We start from the raw sequence: 21,773 nt of genomic DNA, 5'->3' as shown, positions 1-21,773 counted from the left end.
TCATCGTAACTACCGCCGCACCTGCAGTGGCGGCGTTCAGGTGCAACGGCAGAATGAGGCATCTGTTGGAATAGCTGAAAGCCAGAGAGAAAACAGGAGAAGAGCGCGGCTCGAAGAACTGAGAAACCGCCGCAGCTAGCTTATGGCGTGATAAAATCCGAACGGAAAAGCATATTGAACTACCGCGTGCCGCATGAGCGGCACGCGGTATCTCCTCCTGAATGGAAAGGGAGTACAACCTAGGCTGCATCCGCCAGCACAAACATCCCGTACGGATGAATTTCCAGGTAATAGGCCTCCCCGACATCCGGTTGCAGACGTGTGGCATTCACCTGCAACAAAATCTCCTGCCCGTGCCACTCGACAATCACCTCATACTGCGGCCCCATATAGGCGACGTGGCGGATCACGCAGCGCTGGCTCTCGTCGCCGTGCTGGCTCAGGGTGATCGCCTCCGGGCGCACGCCCACGGTGCCGGTTCCCTGGGCGGCAAAGTGCAGCGGACGGGGCAGGCGGTAGCCGTGGATCGCCACAGACTCGTGGCTGAAGCTGGCCGGGAACAGGTTGGCATCGCCCATAAAGCTCGCCATAAAGCGCGACGCGGGCTGGCGATAGAGATCCTGCGGGGAGCCAATCTGCATAATGTTGCCCTTGTTCATCACCAGCACGGTGTCCGAGACCGCAAAGGCCTCGCTCTGATCGTGGGTGACGTACAGCGACGTAATGTTGAACTGCTTTTGCAGCTCGCGGATCTTGTCGCGCATGCTGCGACGCAGGTTGGCATCAAGATTACTCAGCGGCTCATCGAACAGCAGCACTTTCGGTTTGAGGATCAGCGCCCGGGCCAGCGCCACGCGCTGCTGCTGGCCGCCGGAGATCTGATCCACATAGCGATCGTCAAAGCCTTCCAGGTCCACCATCGCCAGCGCCTCTTTGACGCGGGTTTTGATCTCCCCACGCGGTACGCCGAGCATCTTCAGGCCGTAGCCGACGTTCTCGCCCAGCGACATGTGCGGGAACAGGGCGTAAGACTGGAACACCATGCAGATATCACGCTGCTGAATGGAGCTGTGGGTCACGTCCTCGCCGTCGATAAAGATCTGCCCGCTGGTGGGCTTTTCCAGCCCGGCGACCAGACGCAGTACCGTGGTTTTACCGCAGCCGGAAGGGCCGAGCAGCGTCACCATCTCTCCCTGCGGGATCGCCAGGTTGATGTTTTCAATCACCGTGTTCGCGCCAAAGCGCTTGGTCACGTTACGCAGTTCAACAAAATGTTTCTGAGTCATAGTGTTACGCCTGGTTTTTGGCTTTAGAACGGGAGATACGCGCCTCACCGATCAGCCAGTCAAAGAGGAAAATGATCGCCAGCATGACCACAATCAGGATCGAGCCGTAGGCAATCGCCACGCCGTATTCGCCATCTTCCACGCGGTTCAGGATGTAAGCCGTGGCTACCCGGGTATCCGGGGTGACCAGGAACACAATGGCGCTGACGGTGGTAATGGCACGCGCAAAGCTGTAGATCAGCGCCGACAAAATGGCCGGACGCAGCAGCGGCAGCAGGATGTGGGTAATGGTACGCAGCGACCCGGCCCGCAGGCTGAGTGAGGCTTCATCCAGCGATTTGTCGATCTGACCCAGACCCGCGATCCCGGCGCGAATACCCACCGGCACGTTACGCATCACCATTGAGATAATGACGATGGCGGCGGTGCCCGTGAGGTACACCGGCGCGCTGTTAAAGGCCAGAATGTACGACACGCCCGCCACGGTGCCCGGAACGGCAAAGCACAGCATGGTGGTGAACTCGATGGTCTTTTTGCCTTTGAACTGCTGGCGCACCACGATCCAGGCGATCAGTAAACCGAAGGCGGCGGTGATCGGTGCGGCGATCCCGGCGTACAGCAGGGTGTCGAGCAGCGAAGGCCATGCGCCGTCGCTCATCCCCTGGCCGAACAGCTTGATAAAGTTATCCAGCGTCAGGGTGTAATCCACCCCCCAGTTGACGGTAAAGCTGCCGTAGAAAATGCTGCCGTAGAGCAGGGCGTTAAAGGCGATCCACACCGCCAGCAGGGCGATCACGCTCCACACCAGCGTCACCGGCAGGGGCTGCACGTCGCCGCGATAGGACTTGCCGGAGACGGTCACGTAAGAACGTTTGCCGATCCACATATACTGGATGCAGAACACCAGCAGCGAGAACAGCAGCAGGAAGGCGCCCAGGGTGCTCGCCGCCTGGTAATCCAGCTGAGAACCGGTGATATAGAAGTAGATCTGCGTGGCCAGCACGTCGAAGTTGCCCCCCAGCACCAGCGGGTTACTGAAGTCGGCCAGCGACTGCACAATCACGATCAAAAAGGCGTTCGCCAGCGCCGGTTTCAGCAGCGGGACAAAGACGCCGTTAAAGGTCTGCCAGCGGCTGGCGCGCAGGGTATACGAAGCCTCTTCCAGCGACGGGTGAATGGTCTTGATCGCGCCATCGAGGATCATAAACGCCATCGGGGTGAAGGCCAGCACCTGCGCCAGCCAGATGCCGGTAAACCCGTACAGCCAGTTGGTGTTGGTTAAGCCAAACCAGTCAACCATCAGTTCAGTGACGTAGCCGGAGCGCCCCATCATCAGCGTCACGCCCAGGCCCACCACGAACGGCGGGGTGACGATCGGCAGGATCGAGAAGATGCGGCCAATAATGGCGCTGCGTCTGGCGATGCGGGTGGTGTAGATCGCCAGCACCAGGCCAAAGAAGGTACAGCCGATACCCACCGCAATGGAGAGCAGGATCGAGTTGATGATCACCTGAATGATGTGCGACTGCGACAGCACATTCATAAATGCCAGCGGGGCGAATTCCCCTGCGTCGTTGGTGAACATCGGGATAAAGATGGCGATGCTCGGCCAGACGATAAAGATGCCGATCAGCGCGACGATGGCGATCAGCGAGCCAATCACAAAGCGGTCGCCCCCCAGCCACTCAAGACGGGTCAGGGCCAGCGTCATGATCGCCCCCAGCGCCACAAACAGCACGATGGTGGCATAGCCTAAACCGCGCCCTTCAAGGATGGCGCTGATGACCACAAAGGCCATGCACAGCAGCGCCCAGCCAGCGTCGAGGTAGTGGCGGCTGCGCTTTTCGCGCTTCGCTTCCCTGAAAGGACGTACCAGCAGCAGAGTGGGGAGCAGATACCACAGCCAGCTGACGTTAAAGTGCGACCAGCTATAGGCATCGAGGATCTCGTCGCCGGTGGATTCCAGCAGGCCATAATCCAGGCTCCAGCTCGGCAGCAGGGCAAAGGCCAGCCAGCCAACGAAAACCCAAAGGAAGACCGCATCCCGTTTTTTCACGGGATGAAGAGCGAGTGTCTGTGACATAGAGATTCCGGTGTTGAGGAATGTACAGGCCGGGTGAGCGCAACCGCCACCCGGCATTGACTGCGTCGTGGGCTTATTTACCCATCTTCACGTCGCTAACCCACTTATTGATCAGCGCCTTACGCACGTCCGTGGAGCCGTACTTATCCATGTCGTAGCTGATGAGTTTCAGGTCATCCAGCTTCAGCGAGTTCGGCGAGGTCTCGGCGGTGGTATTGGTCAGGATCTGATAGGACTTACCCTGCTTCCACGCCAGTTCCTGCGCCTCTTTTGACAGCACCCAGTCCACGAACAGCTTAGCGTTCTCTTCGTTACGTGCGCCTTTCAGAATGCTCACGCCGCCGATTTCATACCCGGTGCCTTCGCACGGCGAGATCAACTCCAGCGGCGCGCCTTGCTCTTTTTCCAGCGAGTAGTCGTGCAGGAAGCCAATGCCGATGGCCGTTTCACCGCGAGCGGCGTTACGCGCCGGGGCAATACCGGATTTGGTGTACTGGGAGACGTTGCCGTTGAGCTGTTTCAGGTAGTCGAAGGCCTGATCTTCACCCCACAGCTGGACGAACGTCGCCAGCGCGGTGTAGGCGGTGCCGGAGCTTTGCGGATCGGCAATCTGGATTTCGCCTTTGTATTCCGGTTTGGTCAGATCTTTCCAGCACTGTGGCACCGGCAGGTTCTTCTCTTTCAGGCGCTGGGTGTTGACGCCGAAGCCCAGAATACCCACGTAGACTGCGGAAGAGAGGTTGCCTTTCACCTTCGCCGGATCGCGGAATTTCTCCATGATCTGCTCCAGATTCTTCGACTTGTACGGCTGCAACAGCCCCATTTCACCGGCCTGGGATTGGGGATCCAGGGTACCGCCGTACCAGACGTCAGCCTGCGGGTTTTTCTTCTCGGCATCCACTTTCGCCAGCGTGCTGCCGGAGCCGTTGCGGATAAACGAGGTTTTGACGTCGTATTTGTCGCCAAACGCTTTGGTTTCGGCTTCGCACATTTCGTTGGTGGCGCTACAGTAAACCACCAGACGGCCTTTGGCCTGTGCGGCACCGGTTAAGGTGGCCAGCGCGATCCCGGAAGCAATGAGGGTAGAGAGAAGCGTTGTTTTCATTATTCAGCCCTTGTTATGACGTTATGTGACTGCGAGAAGCGGTGATGCCCGCCATCAGCAGCGGCATCAGGAGTAAACCCATCAGCACGGCGGCAATCGAGAGCAAACTGAACATCCCCGACCAGCCGTAGCGTTCGATAACCTGTGACAGCGGCCACCCGGCCAGCGCGGCCCCCAGATAAGCGAACACGCCAAGAAAACCGGTAATCGACCCTGCTGCCTGCTTGTGTCCGCACTCCACGGCGGCAAGGCCGATCAGCATCTGCGGACCAAAGACAAAAAATCCCACCGTAAAAAAGCACATTGCCAGCAGGGCGTAGTGGTGAACCGGCGCCAGCCACAGGGCAGCCACCGACACCATCAGCCCCAGCGTAAACAGCAAAATCATCGGCGCCCGCTGGCCGCTGAACAGCAGATCCGATCCCCAGCCTGCAAACAGCGCCCCGAGCAAACCGCCCACTTCAAACAGCATCACCGTGGCGTTGGCGCTTAACAGGTTGACGCCGTGGCTCTCCGCCAGCCAGATGTTGCCCCAGTCGTTGAGGGCGATGCGGATGAGATACACCAGCACATACGACGCCCCGAGCAGCCAGATCATCGGGTTTTGCAGCATGGTAGTGCGTAACATCTGCCACAGCCCCATCGGCGGGCTGTGCTGTTGCTGGCGCAACTCCAGCGGATCGTTGCGCCACTCGCCCACCGTTGGCAGACCCTCTTCCTGCGGTGTGCCCCGCAGTTGTGTGGTCAGCCACAGGCCGAGCACGATACTGATGATCCCCGGTGTCAGCATCGCTGCCTGCCAGCCCCAGCGATGGGCGGCAAAGGCACAGATCAGCGGAATAATGGCCCCGCCGATGTTGATAGAGGTGTTCCAGCATCCCCACCAGAAGCCGCGCTCGTTACGCGAATACCAGTGGGTGAGCAATCTTGCGCAGGGCGGCCATCCCCATCCCTGAAAGAAGCCGTTCAGCGTCCAGATAAACAGCAGTAGCGGCAGCGAGTCGCCGAAGGCGAACAGCACGTTCAGCACCCCGGTTGCCATCAGGCCGATACCCATAAATGCCCGCTGACCTTTACTGTCATGCCACAGTCCGGCGGCAAATTTCGACAGGCCATAGCTCAGATAAAACAGCGACCCGATCAGGCCGATGTCGCTTTTGCTCAACCCCAGATCCATCTGCAAAGCAGGCAGGATGTAGTTGAGGCTTTTACGCGTCAGGTAAAACGCGGCGTAACCTATCACCATGCAGATCAGCAGTTTCGGGCGAAGCCGACGGTAGCGTTGAGTAACCTGTTCAGCTGACAGTGCGGGCATGGCGTTCTCCATTTGAGATGACTGTATGAAAGCGCGACGAAAAAGGGATGAGAGAAAGTCTGGCGTGACTAAGACTTTTTCCTGGTTAGCGGTGTGTTTGTTGCAAAATTGTGGGCAGGTTAACAATTACGCGGGTGCCGCCCTGCGACTCCAGCGTCATTTCCCCGCCGAGAGCATGCACGCGCTCGCGCATCCCCTGAATACCAAAACCGGGCATCTGCTGCGGGCTGATGCCGCTGCCGTTATCCCGCACCTCCAGGCGCAGCTGATTGTCGTGCTGACAGAGCAGGACGCTGACCTCGCTGGCATCGGCGTGTTTGCTGACGTTATTCAGCAACTCCTGCAGCAGGCGATAGAGGGTAAAGACCAGGGTTTCACTCTGGGGCGGGCCAGGCAGTTGATAATCAAACCGGCAGTGGATCCCGCGCTCGGCAAAGGCGAACTCATTCACCAGGTGGTGCAGCGCCTCCTTTAAGGAGAGTTCATCCAGCACCGGCGGGCGAAGCTGGCGCAGCAATTGCCGGGTGGAGTGATGGATGCGCCGGGCCAGCTCGTTGATCTGCCCGGCCGCCTCTAAGGCCTGCGGCGTGTCGCCCGCCCGCTTCACCAGCTGGGACTGGATTTGAATGGCGGTGATGTTCTGACCAATCTCGTCGTGCAGCTCGCGGGCCAGGTGTTTGCGGGTGTCCTCTTCGGTGTGGATCAGCTTTTCCGTCAGTTCGCGACGCGCCTGGAGTTCCGCCTCCAGCCGACGGCGGTAATGATCGAGGTTCATCGCCAGATGCTGCTGGCGACTGATGGCGATCCCCAGCCCGATCCCCAGCAGCGACTGGGTGGCGAGGAAGATCTCCAGCTCCAGCAAGTCGCTGAACCCCACCCCCACCTGGCGGGCGATGGTGATCATCATGCTGCCCAGCAGCCCGGAGAGCACGCCGCCCTGCCAGCCGAACTTCCACGCCATCACCACGTTGGGCAGAAATACTACGATCAGCAGCAGCCGCTCCAGGGCGGGGGAGAGCACCATCTGGGTGCCGATACCGATAATAAAGAACAGGCTGCACCAGATGATCAGCGAAGTGCGCAGGGGCGGGTTGCTGGTATCAAGCCCGAGCAGATGATAGCGGTGCTGCTGGCGTAAAAACTCAAACACCAGATAGACGAACGGCGTCAGCAGCACGCCGCCGGTAAAGGAGGCCAGCGCCAGCAACGTGGTCGGGCTGGCGAGAAACGGTGCCAGAATCAGCGTCTGGAGCAGCGCGTTGAGGGTTACCGCGGCGATCAGCAGCGACAGGCGCTGCCAGTAGAGCGGAAAGCGGTGCCAGTAGCGCTGCGCCAGCCACGCACTGACGGTGCCCACCAGCGGCACCCCCAGCATCAGGTGATGGGTCAGGAGTTGTTCCCCCTGTAGCCAGAGCATGGCGGCCAGCGGGGGAAGGATCAACGCGGGCCAGAAACGGCGTGCCAGCACGATCAGCAGCGCCAGATAAACGCCCTGCGGCAAAAACAGCGCCGCCTGCTGCCCGTTGTGGGTGAGGTAAAAACTGAGCGTCCACAGCATCAGCCAGCCGGTGCCCCAGGCCAGCATAATAAACAGCGAGAGGATGATGTGGCGCAGGGAGCGTCGCATCAGTGGCCGGTCAACAGCTGGTGATCAAGGGCAAAATGCACCAGTTCGATGGTGCTGTTGCACTGCAGTTTGCCCAGCACGTTGGCGCGGTGGACGTGGACGGTCTTGTGGCTCAGTTCGAGTTTGAAGGCTATCTCCTTCACGCTTTCGCCCTGAACCAGCAGCTCGAACACCTCTTTCTCACGCGGGGTCAGCGCCGCCAGCGCCTGCGACACCGGTTCACCGCCGCGCAGGGCTTTGACCGCATCGGCACACAGATAATGGCCACCCATCCCGACGGATCGCACCGCCTGCACTAACTCCTCCGGGCCGCAACGTTTGGTGAGGTAGCCGCTGGCCCCGGCGTCCAGGGCGCTCTGCACAAAGGCGGGCGTGTCGTAGATGCTGAGGATAATGGCGCGGAACCCCGGGCGCTGTTGGCGCAGGCGTTTGAGCAGGCTCAGGCCGTTTTCATCAGGCATGGCGACGTCAAGCACCGCCACGTCGATGGCATCGCGGGTGAGGGCGGGCCAGGCCTCGGCGGCGCTGGTGTACTGGCCTTCGACAACCAGATCTTCTTCCAGATTTAACAGCTGGGCGAACCCGGAACGCACCACCACGTGATCGTCCACCAGCACCACTTTGATCATCACAATTACCTTTGCGGAATAATTTACCTATGATGCCTGTCAATGCTTATCTGGCAATCCCATGCCTGCGGTTATGTAACGAATGTAACAAAATTGCAATAGTGCTGGTAAGCGCAGCGCCGCCGGGCAAAACAAACCGCACAAAATTCACTATCTATTGCCGCTTTTTTTCTAAAAACGATTCGGCATTAACGATGCTTTTTAATTCCTTTATCAAAATTCCGCCGCCAGAAATACTGCCCTCATAACAACAGAGGGGAGCAGACATTATGGCAATTTCATCGCGGTTTACCTTATTTGGCGCACTGGCGCTGTGGGCCGTTCAGGCGCAGGCGGTGGAGGTCACCGTCGCGTATCAAACCTCAGCGGAACCGGCGAAAGTGGCGCAGGCGGATAAAACCTTTGAGAAAACGAGCGGCGCTAAAGTGGACTGGCGTAAGTTCGACAGCGGCGCCAGCATTGTGCGGGCGCTGGCCTCCGGCGACGTACAGATTGGTAATCTCGGCTCCAGCCCGCTGGCGGTTGCGGCCAGTCAGCAGGTGCCCATCGAAGTCTTCCTGCTGGCCTCGCAGCTCGGCAATTCCGAAGCGCTGGTGGTGAAGAAAAATATCACTAAACCTGAAGATCTGATCGGCAAACGCATTGCGGTGCCTTTTATCTCTACCACCCACTACAGCCTGCTCGCCGCCCTGAAGCACTGGAACATCAAGCCGGGGCAGGTAGAGATTATCAACCTGCAACCACCGGCCATTATCGCCGCCTGGCAGCGGGGCGATATTGACGGGGCTTACGTCTGGTCGCCTGCGGTAAATGAACTGGAGAAAGACGGCAGTGTGCTGACCGACTCCGCCCAGGTGGGCCAGTGGGGGTCGCCGACCCTGGATGTCTGGGTCGTGCGCAAAGATTTTGCCGAAAAACACCCGGAGGTGGTGAAAGCCTTCGCCAAAAGCGCCATTGACGCCCAGCAACCCTACATTGCCAACCCGGATGAATGGCTGAAAAAGCCAGACAATCTGGAGAAACTTGCCCGTCTGAGCGGCGTGCCGGAGGCCGACGTACCGGGGCTGGTAAAAGGCAATACCTATCTGACGCCTGCCCAGCAGCAGCAACAACTGGCGGGGCCGGTGAATAAAGCGATTATCGATACCGCAGGCTTCCTGAAAGAGCAGGGCAAAGTGCCCGCGGTGGCGGCTGACTACAGCCAGTACGTGACCGACCGCTTTGTGAAGTAAGGGGGCCGTATGCTGACTATTACAAATCTGTACGCCGATTACGCTGGCAAGCCTGCGCTGGACGATATCAACCTGACGCTGGACAACGGCGAGCTGCTGGTAGTGCTCGGCCCGTCCGGCTGTGGGAAGACCACGCTGCTGAATCTGATCGCCGGGTTTGTACCCTGGCAGCACGGCACCATTCAACTGGCCGGTAAAAAGGTGGAAGGCCCCGGCGCCGAGCGCGGCGTGGTCTTCCAGAATGAAGGGCTGCTGCCGTGGCGCAACGTGCAGGAGAACGTCGCCTTCGGCCTGCAACTGGCGGGCAAATCACGGGATGAGCGGCTGGCGATTGCCCGGGAAATGCTGAAAAAAGTGGGCCTGGAAGGGGCGGAAAAACGCTTTATCTGGCAACTCTCCGGTGGCCAGCGTCAGCGCGTCGGCATTGCCCGGGCGCTGGCGGCGAATCCGCAGCTGTTGCTGCTGGATGAACCCTTCGGGGCGCTGGATGCCTTTACCCGCGAGCAGATGCAAACCCTGCTGCTGCGCCTGTGGCATGAAACCGGCAAACAGGTGCTGCTGATCACCCATGATATCGAAGAAGCGGTGTTTATGGCCACCGAACTGGTGCTGCTCTCGCCGGGACCGGGACGGGTGCAGGAGCGTCTGCCGCTCAGCTTTGCCCGCCGCTTTGTCGCAGGGGAGCCGGTGCGCAGCATCAAGTCCGATCCTCACTTTATCGCCCAGCGCGAATACGTACTGAGCCGCGTGTTTGAACAGCGGGAGGCCTTCTCATGAGCATTGTGGTGAGTGATAAAACCGCGCGTAAACGCCTGACCTTACGCTGGCCCTTCTCCCGCCAGTTAACGCTCAGCGTCGGCACCCTGCTGGTGCTGCTCGCCGTGTGGTGGGCGGTGGCCGCACAGCAGTGGATTAGCCCGCTGTTCCTGCCGCCGCCGGGCCAGGTGCTGGTGAAACTCTTCACTATCGCCGGTCCAGAGGGGTTTATGGACGCCACGCTGTGGCAGCACCTGGCCGCCAGCCTCGGACGCATTCTGGTGGCGCTGCTGGCGGCAGTGATCCTCGGTATCCCGGTAGGTATTGCGATGGGCTTAAGCCCGACGGTGCGCGGCATTCTTGATCCGCTGATCGAATTGTATCGCCCGGTGCCGCCGCTGGCCTATCTGCCGCTGATGGTGATCTGGTTTGGCATCGGTGAGACTTCGAAGATCCTGCTGATCTACCTGGCGATTTTCGCCCCGGTGGCGATGTCGGCGATGGCGGGGGTCAAAAGCGCCCAGCAGGTGCGGATCCGGGCGGCGCAGTCGCTGGGGGCGAGTCGTGCCCAGGTGCTGTGGTTTGTGATTTTACCCGGCGCGCTGCCGGAGATCCTGACCGGGTTGCGTATCGGACTCGGGGTTGGTTGGTCGACGCTGGTGGCGGCTGAACTGATCGCCGCGACGCGCGGGTTAGGTTTTATGGTTCAGTCGGCGGGGGAGTTCCTGGCGACGGACGTGGTACTGGCCGGGATCATGGTGATCGCCGTGATTGCCTTCGGATTAGAACTGGGGCTGCGTGCGCTACAGCGCCGCCTGACACCCTGGCATGGAGAGAGACAATGAGTGAACGTCTGACTATTACCCCGCTGGGGCCGTACATTGGCGCACAGATTTCCGGCCTGGATGTCACCCGACCATTAAGTGATAACCAGTTTGAGCAGCTCTATCACGCGGTGCTACGCCATCAGGTGGTGTTCCTGCGGGAGCAGGCGATCACGCCCCACCAGCAGCGCGCCCTGGCGCTTCGTTTTGGCGATCTGCATATCCATCCGGTCTACCCGCACGCCGAAGGGGTGGAGGAAATTATCGTGCTGGATACCCACAACGATAACCCGCCGGACAACGATAACTGGCACACCGATGTCACCTTTATTGACACGCCGCCCGCCGGGGCGATCCTCGCGGCCAAACAGCTGCCGGACAGCGGCGGCGACACCCTGTGGGCCAGCGGGATCGCCGCGTTTGAGGCGTTATCCGCGCCGCTCCGCCAGCTGCTGAGCGGCCTGCGGGCGGAGCATGATTTCAAAAAATCCTTCCCGGAGTATAAGTACCGTAAAACGGAAGAGGAGCATCAGCGCTGGCGGGAGGCGGTGGCAAAACATCCCCCGCTGCTGCATCCGGTTGTGCGCACCCATCCGGTCAGCGGCAAGCAGGCGCTGTTCGTTAACGAAGGGTTCACCACGCGGATTGTGGATGTGAGTGAGAAAGAGAGCGAGGCCCTGCTGGGGTTCCTGTTTGCGCACATCACCAAACCGGAGTTTCAGGTGCGCTGGCGCTGGCAGGAGAACGATCTGGCGATCTGGGATAACCGGGTGACGCAGCATTACGCGAATGCAGATTATCTGCCGCAGCGACGGATTATGCAGCGGGCAACGATTTTAGGGGATAAGCCTTTTTATCGTGCGCCCTGATCCCCTCACCCTAACCCTCTCCCCAAAGGGGCGAGGGGACCGTCCGATGCGGCTATCAGCCTCTCACCAAACGGGCGAGGGGATTGTCCGACGCGGTTTTCACCCTCTCCCCAAAGGGGCGAGGGGACCGTCCGATGCGGTTTTCACCCTCTCCCCAAAGGGGCGAGGGGACCGTCCGATGCATTTTTCACTCTCTCCCCAAAGGAGCGAGGAGACTGCCCGACACGGTTTTCACCCTCTCCCCAAAGGAGCGAGGAGACTGCCCGACACGGTTTTCACCCTCTTCCCAAAGGGGCGGGGGACCGTCCGATGCGGTTTTCACCCTCTCCCTAAAGGAGGGTGGGGACTGCCAGACGCGGTTTTCACCCTCTCCCCAAAGGGGCGAGGGGACTGTCAGACGCGGTTTTCATCCTCTCCCCAAAGGGGTGAGGGGACCGTCCGACGCGGTTTTCACTTTCTCCCAAAGGGGGGAGGGGGCTGTCCGACGCGGTTTTTACCTTCTGCCCAAATGGGCCAGCGGACTGTCAGACGCGGTGGTTTTCACCCTCTCCCTTTTAGGGAGAGGGCTGGGGTGAGGGTTGTAAATGCGCCTCTATATACCGCTGATAGCGGTTCGCCTTCAGATAGCACAAGTCCACCAGCACCAGCCCATCCACGCAATTGTTAAACGACGGGTCGCTGCCAAAATCGATAAACTGTACGCCGCCTGGCTCGCATAGCTCGGAATACTGCTTATATAACGGCGGGATGCCGCATCCCAGATTGCCGAGCAGCGATTTCAGACGGGTCAGATCCTCTACATAATCTTCCCCCCCAAACTGCGCCAGCACCTCGGGTAACGAGGCGGGATAGGGGCGGCGCGAGGCGGCCAACGGGTGCGTTGCCGGGAACCAAAGCCGGTAAAAGGCCACCAGCAGATCCCGCGCTGCGGGCGGTAATCCACCGGAAATGGAGACGGGGCCGAACAGGTAGCGATAGTGCGGATAGCGCGCCAGATAAGCGCCAATCCCGGACCACAGGTAGTCCAGCCCGCGCCGTCCCCAGTAACGCGGCTGAATAAAGCTGCGCCCCAGTTCAATGCCATGTTCAAGGATATCCCGCATTTTGTCGTCGTAGTGGAACAGGCTGTAGCTGTACAGCGCCTCCGGCTCCCGCATCGCCGTCGGGATAAAGCGGTAGGCGCCGACGATCTCCAGATCCTCGTCATCCCACAAAATCAGGTGCAGGTAGTCATCATCAAAGCTGTCGGTGTCGCGGCGCTTCCCGCTGCCTTCCCCCACCGCGCGAAAGGCAATCTCCCGCAGACGCCCCAACTCGCGCAGGATCGGGGCCTCTTCCTGGCCGTTACGCTGCCACAGATAGATGGTTTTGCCATCGACGGTGGTACCCAGAGATTCCGCCTGCGCCAGCTCGCGCTTCAGGGTCGCCCGGTCTTCCGGTCGCGCAATGGCAGATTCGGTTTTGAATATCCCCGGCAGCCCCTTGCCGAGACGCAGTACGTGCTGGCGGCACTGCTCGGCCATCTCCCGTGGGGAAAGTGTGGGGCTGAACCAGTGACTCCAGCCAATCTGCTGGCCGATTTTGACCGGCAGGCGGCTGTGGCGGCGGCGAAACATCTGCTGCATCAGCAGCAGCATCGACAGGTTCGGGGCGAGCAAGGTGCTGGCATAGAACAGCAGGCTGTTGCGGGCGTGGATGTTGACCGGCAGCAGCGGCGCGCGAAATTTGCCCGCCAGCTTGATAAAGCCAGGGTGCCACTTTTTATCGCGGATCCCAGTGCGCGTCGGGCGGGAGACTTCCCCCGCCGGGAAGAAGATCAGCACGCCGGCATGTTGCAGATGCTGCTCCATCAGGGTGAACGACGATTTCGCCATCCGCCCGCCGATGTTATCCACCGGGATAAACAGCGAGCTTAGCGGCTCCAGATGCGTCAGCATGCGGTTGGTCACCACCTTTACATCGCGGCGCACGCGGGAGACGGCATACAGCAGCGCCAGCCCGTCCAGCGTACCGGTAGGATGGTTAGCCATCACAATGAGCGGGCCGTGAGCGGGGATCTGTTCGAGGTCGTGAGCCGGAAGGGTGCAGAGGATATCGAGATGTTCCAGAACCTGCTCCACCATATCCAGCCCTTTCAGGTGGCGGTGGTCGGCGGCAAACTGCCGGAACTCTTCTTCGTGGAATAACTTCTTTAACAGCCTTTTTTGCCAGGGGGCAGGCCTCGCCTGCGGCCAAAGGTCATCAAGAACGCTGTCGAGACTAAACATGGTGGCACCTCCTGCTGTCCTGCTCAGACAGTAGAAGCGGCAGATGTCGGTTGTATTGCAGAGGAGTGAAGCTTGTGTTCCAGGTCGTAGGCCGGGCAGGACGAAGCCGCTACCCGGCAATACGGATTAACGCAGAATTTTCTTCTCGGCCAGATCCAGCGCGAAGTAGCTGAAGATCAGATCCGCGCCTGCACGTTTGATCGCGCCCAGACTTTCAAGGATCACTTTCTCTTCGTCGATCGCGCCCGCCTGAGCGGCGAATTTGATCATCGCGTACTCACCGCTCACCTGATAGGCACCCAGCGGCAACGTTGTGCGCTCGCGGATATCACGCAGGATGTCCAGGTAAGCGCCAGCCGGTTTTACCATCAGGCAGTCGGCACCCTGGGCTTCGTCGAGCAGCGATTCACGGATCGCTTCGCGGCGGTTCAGCGGGTTCATCTGGTAAGTTTTGCGATCGCCTTTCAGCGCAGTGCCCGCCGCTTCGCGGAACGGACCGTAGAAAGACGAGGCAAACTTGGTGGAGTAAGACATGATCGCGGTATCGGTGAAGCCCGCGGCGTCCAGCGCCTGGCGGATAGCCTGCACCTGACCATCCATTGCGGCAGACGGGGCGATAAAGTCAGCGCCCGCAGCGGCGGCAACCACAGCCTGTTTGCCCAGGTTGAGCAGGGTCGCGTCGTTATCTACGCCATGATCGCACAGCACGCCGCAGTGGCCGTGGGAGGTGTATTCGCAGAAGCAGGTGTCGGACATGACGATCATCTCTGGCACCGTCTGCTTGGCAATCCGCGACATCCGCGCCACCAGACCATCCTCTTTCCAGGCATCGCTGCCGGTGGCGTCGGTATGGTGCGAGATGCCAAAGGTCATGATCGACCGGATGCCTGCGTTGGCGATACGCTCAATTTCGCGGGCCAGGTGTTTCTCTGGAATACGCATGACGCCCGGCATGGCGTCGATGGCTTTGTAGTCATCGATCTCTTCTTCAACAAAAATCGGCAACACCAGATCGTTTAAGGTCAGTGTTGTCTCTTCGAAAAGCGCGCGCAGAGCCGGGGATTTGCGCAGACGACGGGGACGAGCAATTAAATCGTTCATGATATGCCTGACGAGTGTGAATCAAAGAAGGTCAGTGTACCCGAAATGCTCATCGTCTGTTTTACTAAAGTTGTCGTTTAGCCCGCACTATTCAGGGCGGAAAGGGTATCTTATTATTTTTCACGTCGGTTTAATACCTTGAAATAAGTTCAGGTGTGAATGGCCTTAATCCATTTTCGAAACGTTTTTTCGTTTTTCTGGTAAAAGCTCCAAATATAAAAATGAAAAATTACATAAACCTGGTAGCATCTATTTATTATATTTCTTGATTGCTTTTGTATTATCAGTCTCAATGATCTTTCGCGTTTTAGTATGTCTTTTACTATTTATATTAAGTTATTGTAATTATTGAATTAAATTATTATTTAATATGCCTAAAATATCCATTTCTGTATTCAGTCTGATTTCGGACTTAATGGCTGGATTTATTGAACTAATTTGTGGCGAGGCTGCATAATTCGCCTCGCAATATATTTGCACTGTATATACGGACAAACTTGCTTACGTCCCTGAGGAGGGATGACCCAATGCAAACATGGAAAAAGAAACTTGTCGTATCTCAACTTGCATTAGCCTGTACGGTGGCTATCGCTTCTCAGGCCAATGCAAAAGATATTTCGGGTACAACCTATAACACCTTTGGTTACGATAATACCGCCACAGCGGCATGGTATAACGGCTATACCGACTGGAATTACTCCAGCGCGACGCACGATGGCGATATCTACCCTGTCATCAACAAGTCAACCGTCAACGGCGTGATCTCTTCCTACTACCTGGATGACGGCGCAGGCGGCTATGCAAACGCACTGTCTATTTCCAACAGCACCATCAACGGCATGATCACCTCCGAGTGCATGACCACGGAATGTGCTGATAACCTGAATACGGACGGCACTGCGCACCAGCAGTTCGATCGTTTTCAGCTGACGGTAGACAACTCCACCATCAACGATACCTATGAGCACTACGCTTACGATGTCGTGGACGGTGACAAGACCACCACGCAATACTGGGATACCCACGCGCTGGGCAATGCCATTACCCTCGACGAAGAATCCGACATCGTTATCCAGAATAACTCCCGCATTGCCGGGATCACCCTGGTGCAGGGTTATCATCAGCTGGATAACACCCCGTATGATTCCGTCACCGGTATCGAAGACAACGGCCATGTCTTTACCAATACTTTGCAGGTCAATGATTCCGTTGTGACTTCCGGTGCGTATAGCGATCTGGGCACTGAAGGTTTCTATGGTCAGTCGGCGAAACCGAGCGATTACGGCAACGGCAACGCCACTGCGTTGGATGATGCGGCTCTGATTGTCGCGGCCAGCAGCGCGGATAACGCAATGCAGACGACGGCTAACTTCGATCACTCTACCTTGACCGGCGATGTGCTGTTCAGCAGTACCTTCGACAACAACTTCTACCCGAATGGCGATCCTGCCACCGACACCACTGCTGACGGCGTCTACAACCCAACCACCAACGGCTGGGATGGTACCGACAGACTGGATCTGACCCTGGACAACCACAGCAAATGGGTCGGTGCTGCCGTCTCCAGCGTGGATGCAATTGGCACAGCGCAGATGTATGGCCTCGGCTACAGCGGTGTTGACTTGCATACCCTGTCGCCAAACAGCATCTGGCCAGGCTCCACCTTCGACGACAACAACCATCTGGTCGGCAATGAGGTTTATCAGAGCGGTATTTTCAATGTTGCGCTGAATAACGGTTCTGAATGGGATACCCGTAAGCAATCCAACATCGATGCGCTGACAGTGAATAACCGTTCGCAGGTCAATGTTGAAAACTCCAGTCTGCTGGCTGACAGCATTACGCTCACCAATGCATCTACCCTGAACATCGGTGATGCCGGTGGCGTTGCCACGAATAGCCTGTATCTCGACAGCAGCAGCCAGGCTACCCTGACTGAAGAAACAGCAGAACTGTACGCCAACACCATTACGGTGGATAACCGCGCAGAACTGGCACTGGGTCTGGGCCAGGTGGACACCCACCAGATGGTGCTGACGGATGGCGGTGTGCTGAACGTTGCCAGCCGTGAATACGTCTTCAATTCCGATCTGAGCAATGCCCGTTACATCACCAACGACATCCACCATGCCGATTACGATTACGGGGTGATTGCCCTGAATTCCGATGGCCACCTGGCGGTTAATGGTGAAGTTTCCGGGAACTATAAAGTCCGTATTGATAACGCGACCGGTGCCGGTTCCGTTGCCGATTACAACAATAAAGAAGTGATCCGCATTTACGATAACAACGCGGATACCCACACCAGCTTCACCGCAGCCAACAAAGCGGATCTCGGTGCTTACACTTACGAGGCGCAGCAGCAGGGCGACACCGTAGTACTGCATCAGGAACGTCTGACTGACTACGCCAACATGGCGCTGAGCATTCCGTCTGCTAATACCAACATCTGGCATCTGCAGCAGGACGCTCTGGCTAACCGTCTGACTAACAGCCGTCATGGCCTGACAGACAACGGTGGCGCATGGGTGAACTTCTTCGGCGGTAATTTCGACGGTGATAACGGCACCATCCATTACGATCAGGACGTCACCGGCGTCATGGTGGGTGTGGATAGCCATATTGCTGGCAACAACGCCGACTGGATTGTGGGTGCGGCTGCGGGCTTTGCCAAAGGCGATATGAGCGATCGTAGCGGCCAGGTGGATCAGGATAGCCAGACCGCGATGCTGTACTCTGCGGCGCGCTTTGCTAACGATGTCTTCATCGACAGCTCCCTGAGCTACTCACGCTTCAATAACGATCTCACTGCCAACATGAGCAATGGCGAATACGTTGATGGCAACACCACAACCGACGCCTGGGGCTTTGGGCTGAAACTGGGCTACGACTGGAAACCGAACACCTCCGGTTACATCACGCCGTATGCTGCCGTTTCTGGCCTGTTCCAGTCTGGCGACGACTATCGTCTGAGCAACGACATGCGCGTGGGCAGTCAGTCTTACGACAGCATGCGTTATGAAGCCGGTATCGACGCAGGTTACACCTTCGGTTATGGCGATGATCAGGCGCTGACTCCGTACTTCAAACTGGCATATGTCTATGACGATGCGGGTGAAGATGCGAGCGTCAACGGCGATGACATTGATAACGGTATGAAAGGCTCCGCTGTACGCGTGGGTCTGGGTACTCAGTTCAGCTTCACCAAAAACTTCAGTGCTTACACTGATGCGACCTACGTCGGTGGTGGTGATGTTGATCAAAACTGGGGTGCCAACCTCGGTGTGAAATACACCTGGTAACATGCCTGATGCGGGGAGAGATATCTCCCCGCTTTTAGCGTCAGTTAAAGATGACTCGAGACCTGCATGAACCGGTATGCAAAACCTATTTCTGAATTCTCCCGGCTCGAAAAGTGCTTCTCTGCACACAGCACGCCGTTCAAACTCTCCGCCCAACTTCCGCTGTTTGAGGCTCGCAATGAAGAAAATTACTGCACGGTAGTGCTTCAGTCAGGCTCACTCAGTATTTACCGACAGCCGGATGATTTGCTTTTCGAGATTGTCGCCGCGCCTTATATCTTCGGAATTAATGCCGGCATGATGGGCTGCAGCACAGAGTATCAGCTGGTAACCCAATCCCCCTGTAGCGGGTTTTACCTTCCTGCCGCCAGCGCCCGCAATCTGATCCAACAGGCCGGTTTATGGGCTGATGCCTTCTGCTGGCTCTCCTGGCACCACAGGGTCATGGAGATCCGCGACAAACAGCTGGTGGGCAACAACTCGTACAGCCAGATCCGCGCCACGCTACTGAATATGGCCCAGTGGGATGAGACGTTACGGATGCGGATTGGGGTAATGAGCTACATTCAGCGCCGCACGCGGATTTCACGTTCAGTCGTGGCAGAGGTGCTGGCAGCGTTACGGCAGGGCAAATACATTACGATGGAAAGGGGCAAACTGGTTAGCGTCAACCGTTTGCCCGCGGAGTATTAATTATCCAGAGGTGGGGATCGCCTTCGGTTTATTCTCGCTCAGTTCCACCACCAGCTGGTTGACGCCGTCGCTCATGTTGACGAAACGCGTGAGCGGCGAGCGTGTCACGACCACGAATACCCCCACGTTAGACTGCGGGATCATCGCCATGTACGTGATGAATCCGCCGCCACCGCCGGTTTTCTGAATAATGCCCGGACGCCCGTTTTTTGGCGCCATATAGACCCAGCCGAGGCCCAACGCATCCGCGCGGCCTGGCACATCCATGCCGATCACCCGCGTTAACTGGTTACGCTGATAAATCAGCGTCTGCATTCTGTCGGCCTGGTTACTGCGCGCATAGAAATCAGACGAGAGGAACTGCTGCATCCAGCGCATCATGTCCCCTGGCGTGGAGTAAACGCCGCCGCTGCCGACCGCTGCAAGAGTGTTGTTACACGGGCTGGCCCCTTTCTCTGCCACCATCAGGCGCTTGCACTGATCGGGAGAGGGGGTAAAGGTGGTGTCTTTCATCCCCAGCGGACGGGCAATTTGCTCGTCAAACAGCTGGGCATACGGTTTACCCGCAGCGGTGCCCAGTGCATCGGCCAGCAGATCGAACGCCAGGTTTGAGTAGGCGGCCTGTGAACCTGGCGTAGATTTCAGGGTTGCCGTCGATAACCAGTTCCAGCGCTGATCCCGGGTCGGCCAGACAAACACCGGACGATGCGCAGCGCCGCCCGGCTGTTCACGCGGCAGGGCGCTGGTGTGGGTAGCCAGATTGACAAGCGTAATAGGCGCGCCCTGGTATGTCGGCACCCGTGCGCCCGGCGGGGCGTATTTGCTTAACGGGTCGTTCAGCTTCACCACGCCTTGATCGAGCAGTTTCACCAGCATCTCGCTGGTCATTAATTTGGTCAGGGAGGCAATGCGCACCACCGAATCCAGCTGCGGGTGGACATTGTTGCCCGGACGCGTTTCGCCAAAGCTGCGGAATACGCGCTGATTGCCGTCAATCGCCACCAGGGCCATCCCCGTTGCGCCGCTGCCGTAAAATATCAGGTTCGCATAGCGATCGACCACATCGGAGGCGAAGGCCGGATCGGCAATCGGCTGGGCAGGGGCCGCCTGCACGCAGGTGAGGCTGGCCGCATACAGCGCGGCGGAGAGTAACAGACTACGTTTCAACGAAAGCATCCATGAAGTGAATGGTAAAAGTATGCGTATTTATACTACTAAACGGCGTATTGCAAAGGCCTGAACAGCATAACGATAGCGCGAAAAAACGTAACCATGGGTAAATACGAACAATTTCGTTATTACCGATCTCATGTTTTGTGACATTGCGCTTATGATACCCGTCAGGTTGATTGACTTTTCCGCTCAGGTGGCGGTTGATGGCGAACTAAAAAGAGGCCGGCAGGTCTGATAATCCGTCGTCCACAGCAGTAGCGATAACTACAAGAAGGAAGCGTTATGTTTAAGTCGTTTTTCCCCAAACCGGGACCCTTTTTCCTTTCGGCCTTTATTTGGGCTTTGCTCGCTGTCGTTTTCTGGCAGGCCGGTGGGGGAGCCTGGTTTGAGCGCCTGCTCGGCATCACGAATGATGTCCCTATCAGCGCGGCGCGTTTCTGGTCGCCGGGCTACCTGCTCTTTTACGCTTATTACGCGTTCTGCGTAGGGGCCTTTGCCCTGTTCTGGTTTGTTTACTCGCCGCACCGCTGGCAGTACTGGTCAGTTCTCGGCACCTCGCTGATTATCTTTGTCACCTGGTTTCTGGTGGAGGTCGGGGTGGCGGTCAACGCCTGGTATGCCCCTTTCTATGACCTGATCCAGACCGCGCTCAGCGCACCGCATAAAGTCACCATTAACCAGTTTTATCATGAAGTCGGCGTCTTCCTCGGGATCGCGCTGATCGCCGTTATTATTGGCGTGATGAATAACTTCTTTGTCAGCCACTATGTGTTCCGCTGGCGTACGGCAATGAACGAATACTATATGGCGCACTGGCAGCAGCTGCGCCATATCGAAGGGGCCGCCCAGCGTGTGCAGGAAGACACCATGCGTTTCGCCTCTACCCTTGAAGATATGGGGGTGAGCTTTATCAACGCCATTATGACCCTGATCGCCTTCCTGCCAGTGCTGGTCACGCTGTCAGCCCACGTGCCGGAGCTGCCGATTGTGGGCCATTTGCCGTACGGTCTGGTGATCGCCGCGATTGTCTGGTCGCTGATGGGGACGGGTCTGCTGGCGGCGGTGGGGATCAAACTGCCGGGGCTGGAGTTTAAAAACCAGCGCGTCGAGGCCGCCTATCGTAAAGAGCTGGTCTATGGCGAAGACGATGCCAGCCGCGCCTCGCCGCCGACGGTGCGCGAGCTGTTCGGCGCGGTGCGTCGTAACTATTTCCGCCTCTACTTCCACTATATGTACTTCAATATTGCCCGTATTCTTTATCTGCAGGTGGATAACGTTTTCGGCTTGTTCCTGCTGTTCCCGTCGATTGTTGCCGGTACTATCACCCTGGGTCTGATGACGCAAATCACGAATGTGTTTGGTCAGGTGCGCGGTTCATTCCAGTATCTGATCAGTTCATGGACCACGCTGGTGGAGCTGATGTCCATCTATAAACGTTTACGCAGTTTCGAACGTGAGCTGGATGGTCAGGATCTACAGGAAGTGACCCATACGTTGAGCTAATACAGGGA

General features: G+C 57.9%; 16 protein-coding genes. 7 read left to right on the top strand and 9 right to left on the bottom strand.

All coding sequences use genetic code 11. The features are described 5' to 3' along the window. Nucleotides 1-239 precede the first annotated feature (239 nt). The 6 genes from fbpC to ABIE02_RS17285 form a co-directional block, all read right to left on the bottom strand. Nucleotides 240-1,286: a ferric ABC transporter ATP-binding protein gene (gene fbpC, locus ABIE02_RS17310; protein ID WP_336994859.1), complete on the bottom strand. Its 1,047-nt coding sequence runs from the start codon at nt 1,284-1,286 to the stop codon at nt 240-242. A gap of 4 nt (nt 1,287-1,290) precedes the next feature. After that, nucleotides 1,291-3,369 carry an ABC transporter permease gene (locus ABIE02_RS17305; RefSeq protein ID WP_429211375.1) on the bottom strand — a complete coding sequence of 693 codons (2,079 nt, stop codon included), beginning with the start codon at nt 3,367-3,369 and terminating at the stop codon, nt 1,291-1,293. A gap of 73 nt (nt 3,370-3,442) precedes the next feature. Then, nucleotides 3,443-4,474 carry an ABC transporter substrate-binding protein gene (locus ABIE02_RS17300; RefSeq protein ID WP_032616757.1) on the bottom strand — a complete coding sequence of 344 codons (1,032 nt, stop codon included), beginning with the start codon at nt 4,472-4,474 and terminating at the stop codon, nt 3,443-3,445. Nucleotides 4,475-4,487: 13 nt separating this feature from the next. Beyond that, the gene (uhpC, locus tag ABIE02_RS17295) at nt 4,488-5,789 is read right to left on the bottom strand and encodes an MFS transporter family glucose-6-phosphate receptor UhpC (RefSeq protein ID WP_032616758.1); all 1,302 of its coding nucleotides are present in this window, start codon (nt 5,787-5,789) and stop codon (nt 4,488-4,490) included. A gap of 85 nt (nt 5,790-5,874) precedes the next feature. Then, nucleotides 5,875-7,416: an MASE1 domain-containing sensor histidine kinase gene (locus tag ABIE02_RS17290; RefSeq protein WP_059308640.1), complete on the bottom strand. Its 1,542-nt coding sequence runs from the start codon at nt 7,414-7,416 to the stop codon at nt 5,875-5,877. Further along, the gene (locus ABIE02_RS17285) at nt 7,416-8,045 is read right to left on the bottom strand and encodes a response regulator transcription factor (RefSeq protein ID WP_059308639.1); all 630 of its coding nucleotides are present in this window, start codon (nt 8,043-8,045) and stop codon (nt 7,416-7,418) included. The genes ABIE02_RS17290 and ABIE02_RS17285 overlap by 1 nt, the downstream gene beginning before the upstream one ends. Nucleotides 8,046-8,314: 269 nt before the next feature. On the opposite strand from ABIE02_RS17285, the gene tauA reads away from it, so the two are divergent. The 4 genes from tauA to tauD are packed head-to-tail and all read left to right on the top strand — an operon-like array spanning nt 8,315 to nt 11,726. Further along, on the top strand, nt 8,315-9,277 hold the full coding sequence (gene tauA / locus ABIE02_RS17280; protein WP_059308638.1) for a taurine ABC transporter substrate-binding protein: 963 nt from the start codon (nt 8,315-8,317) through the stop codon (nt 9,275-9,277). A gap of 9 nt (nt 9,278-9,286) precedes the next feature. Next, nucleotides 9,287-10,054, top strand: coding sequence for a taurine ABC transporter ATP-binding subunit (tauB, locus tag ABIE02_RS17275; RefSeq protein WP_032616763.1), 768 nt, complete (start codon nt 9,287-9,289; stop codon nt 10,052-10,054). Next, nucleotides 10,051-10,878: a taurine ABC transporter permease TauC gene (gene tauC, locus ABIE02_RS17270; RefSeq protein WP_103791814.1), complete on the top strand. Its 828-nt coding sequence runs from the start codon at nt 10,051-10,053 to the stop codon at nt 10,876-10,878. Before tauB ends, tauC begins: the two co-directional genes overlap by 4 nt. After that, nucleotides 10,875-11,726, top strand: a complete 852-nt coding sequence (gene tauD, locus ABIE02_RS17265) for a taurine dioxygenase (protein ID WP_148569708.1) — start codon at nt 10,875-10,877, stop codon at nt 11,724-11,726. The genes tauC and tauD overlap by 4 nt, the downstream gene beginning before the upstream one ends. Nucleotides 11,727-12,280: 554 nt before the next feature. On the opposite strand, the gene ABIE02_RS17260 is transcribed toward tauD, so the two are convergent. Together ABIE02_RS17260 and hemB are read right to left on the bottom strand one after the other, a co-directional pair. Continuing rightward, nucleotides 12,281-13,993 (bottom strand): lysophospholipid acyltransferase family protein, encoded by a 1,713-nt coding sequence (locus ABIE02_RS17260; RefSeq protein ID WP_429211374.1) that lies wholly within the window; start codon nt 13,991-13,993, stop codon nt 12,281-12,283. 126 nt (nt 13,994-14,119) lie between these two features. After that, complete coding sequence (gene hemB / locus ABIE02_RS17255) at nt 14,120-15,094, bottom strand: porphobilinogen synthase (protein WP_032616767.1); 975 nt, start codon at nt 15,092-15,094, stop codon at nt 14,120-14,122. A 527-nt stretch (nt 15,095-15,621) separates the two neighbouring features. Between hemB and ABIE02_RS17250 the strand changes: the two genes are divergently transcribed. Further along, nucleotides 15,622-18,396, top strand: a complete 2,775-nt coding sequence (locus ABIE02_RS17250) for an autotransporter outer membrane beta-barrel domain-containing protein (protein WP_130589245.1) — start codon at nt 15,622-15,624, stop codon at nt 18,394-18,396. A gap of 66 nt (nt 18,397-18,462) precedes the next feature. Next, complete coding sequence (locus tag ABIE02_RS17245; protein ID WP_032616769.1) at nt 18,463-19,089, top strand: helix-turn-helix domain-containing protein; 627 nt, start codon at nt 18,463-18,465, stop codon at nt 19,087-19,089. Here the strand turns inward: ABIE02_RS17245 and ampH are convergent, their stop codons facing one another. Next, on the bottom strand, nt 19,090-20,256 hold the full coding sequence (gene ampH / locus ABIE02_RS17240; protein ID WP_059308631.1) for a D-alanyl-D-alanine-carboxypeptidase/endopeptidase AmpH: 1,167 nt from the start codon (nt 20,254-20,256) through the stop codon (nt 19,090-19,092). It lies immediately after the preceding gene. Nucleotides 20,257-20,544: 288 nt separating this feature from the next. Between ampH and sbmA the strand changes: the two genes are divergently transcribed. Further along, entirely contained in the window at nt 20,545-21,765 is a 1,221-nt protein-coding gene (gene sbmA / locus ABIE02_RS17235; RefSeq protein WP_032616772.1) for a peptide antibiotic transporter SbmA, read from the top strand. Nucleotides 21,766-21,773 lie beyond the last annotated feature (8 nt).

This window comes from Leclercia sp. 1548 (assembly GCF_050435045.1).
GTDB lineage: Bacteria > Pseudomonadota > Gammaproteobacteria > Enterobacterales > Enterobacteriaceae > Enterobacter > Enterobacter adecarboxylatus.
This window is presented reverse-complemented; position numbering and strand designations above follow the sequence as displayed.

Excerpts from the sequence above, each read along its gene's own strand:
- tauA (WP_059308638.1), top strand. The coding sequence starts at position 8,315 with ATGGCAATTTCATCGCGGTTTACCTTATTTGGCGCACTGGCGCTGTGG.
- ABIE02_RS17245 (WP_032616769.1), top strand. The coding sequence starts at position 18,463 with ATGAACCGGTATGCAAAACCTATTTCTGAATTCTCCCGGCTCGAAAAG.
- fbpC (WP_336994859.1), bottom strand. The coding sequence starts at position 1,286 with ATGACTCAGAAACATTTTGTTGAACTGCGTAACGTGACCAAGCGCTTT.
- ABIE02_RS17290 (WP_059308640.1), bottom strand. The coding sequence starts at position 7,416 with ATGCGACGCTCCCTGCGCCACATCATCCTCTCGCTGTTTATTATGCTG.
- hemB (WP_032616767.1), bottom strand. The coding sequence starts at position 15,094 with ATGAACGATTTAATTGCTCGTCCCCGTCGTCTGCGCAAATCCCCGGCT.
- ABIE02_RS17285 (WP_059308639.1), bottom strand. The coding sequence starts at position 8,045 with ATGATCAAAGTGGTGCTGGTGGACGATCACGTGGTGGTGCGTTCCGGG.
- sbmA (WP_032616772.1), top strand. The coding sequence starts at position 20,545 with ATGTTTAAGTCGTTTTTCCCCAAACCGGGACCCTTTTTCCTTTCGGCC.
- tauD (WP_148569708.1), top strand. The coding sequence starts at position 10,875 with ATGAGTGAACGTCTGACTATTACCCCGCTGGGGCCGTACATTGGCGCA.
- ABIE02_RS17250 (WP_130589245.1), top strand. The coding sequence starts at position 15,622 with ATGCAAACATGGAAAAAGAAACTTGTCGTATCTCAACTTGCATTAGCC.
- ABIE02_RS17305 (WP_429211375.1), bottom strand. The coding sequence starts at position 3,369 with ATGTCACAGACACTCGCTCTTCATCCCGTGAAAAAACGGGATGCGGTC.
- tauC (WP_103791814.1), top strand. The coding sequence starts at position 10,051 with ATGAGCATTGTGGTGAGTGATAAAACCGCGCGTAAACGCCTGACCTTA.
- uhpC (WP_032616758.1), bottom strand. The coding sequence starts at position 5,789 with ATGCCCGCACTGTCAGCTGAACAGGTTACTCAACGCTACCGTCGGCTT.
- ABIE02_RS17260 (WP_429211374.1), bottom strand. The coding sequence starts at position 13,993 with ATGTTTAGTCTCGACAGCGTTCTTGATGACCTTTGGCCGCAGGCGAGG.
- tauB (WP_032616763.1), top strand. The coding sequence starts at position 9,287 with ATGCTGACTATTACAAATCTGTACGCCGATTACGCTGGCAAGCCTGCG.
- ABIE02_RS17300 (WP_032616757.1), bottom strand. The coding sequence starts at position 4,474 with ATGAAAACAACGCTTCTCTCTACCCTCATTGCTTCCGGGATCGCGCTG.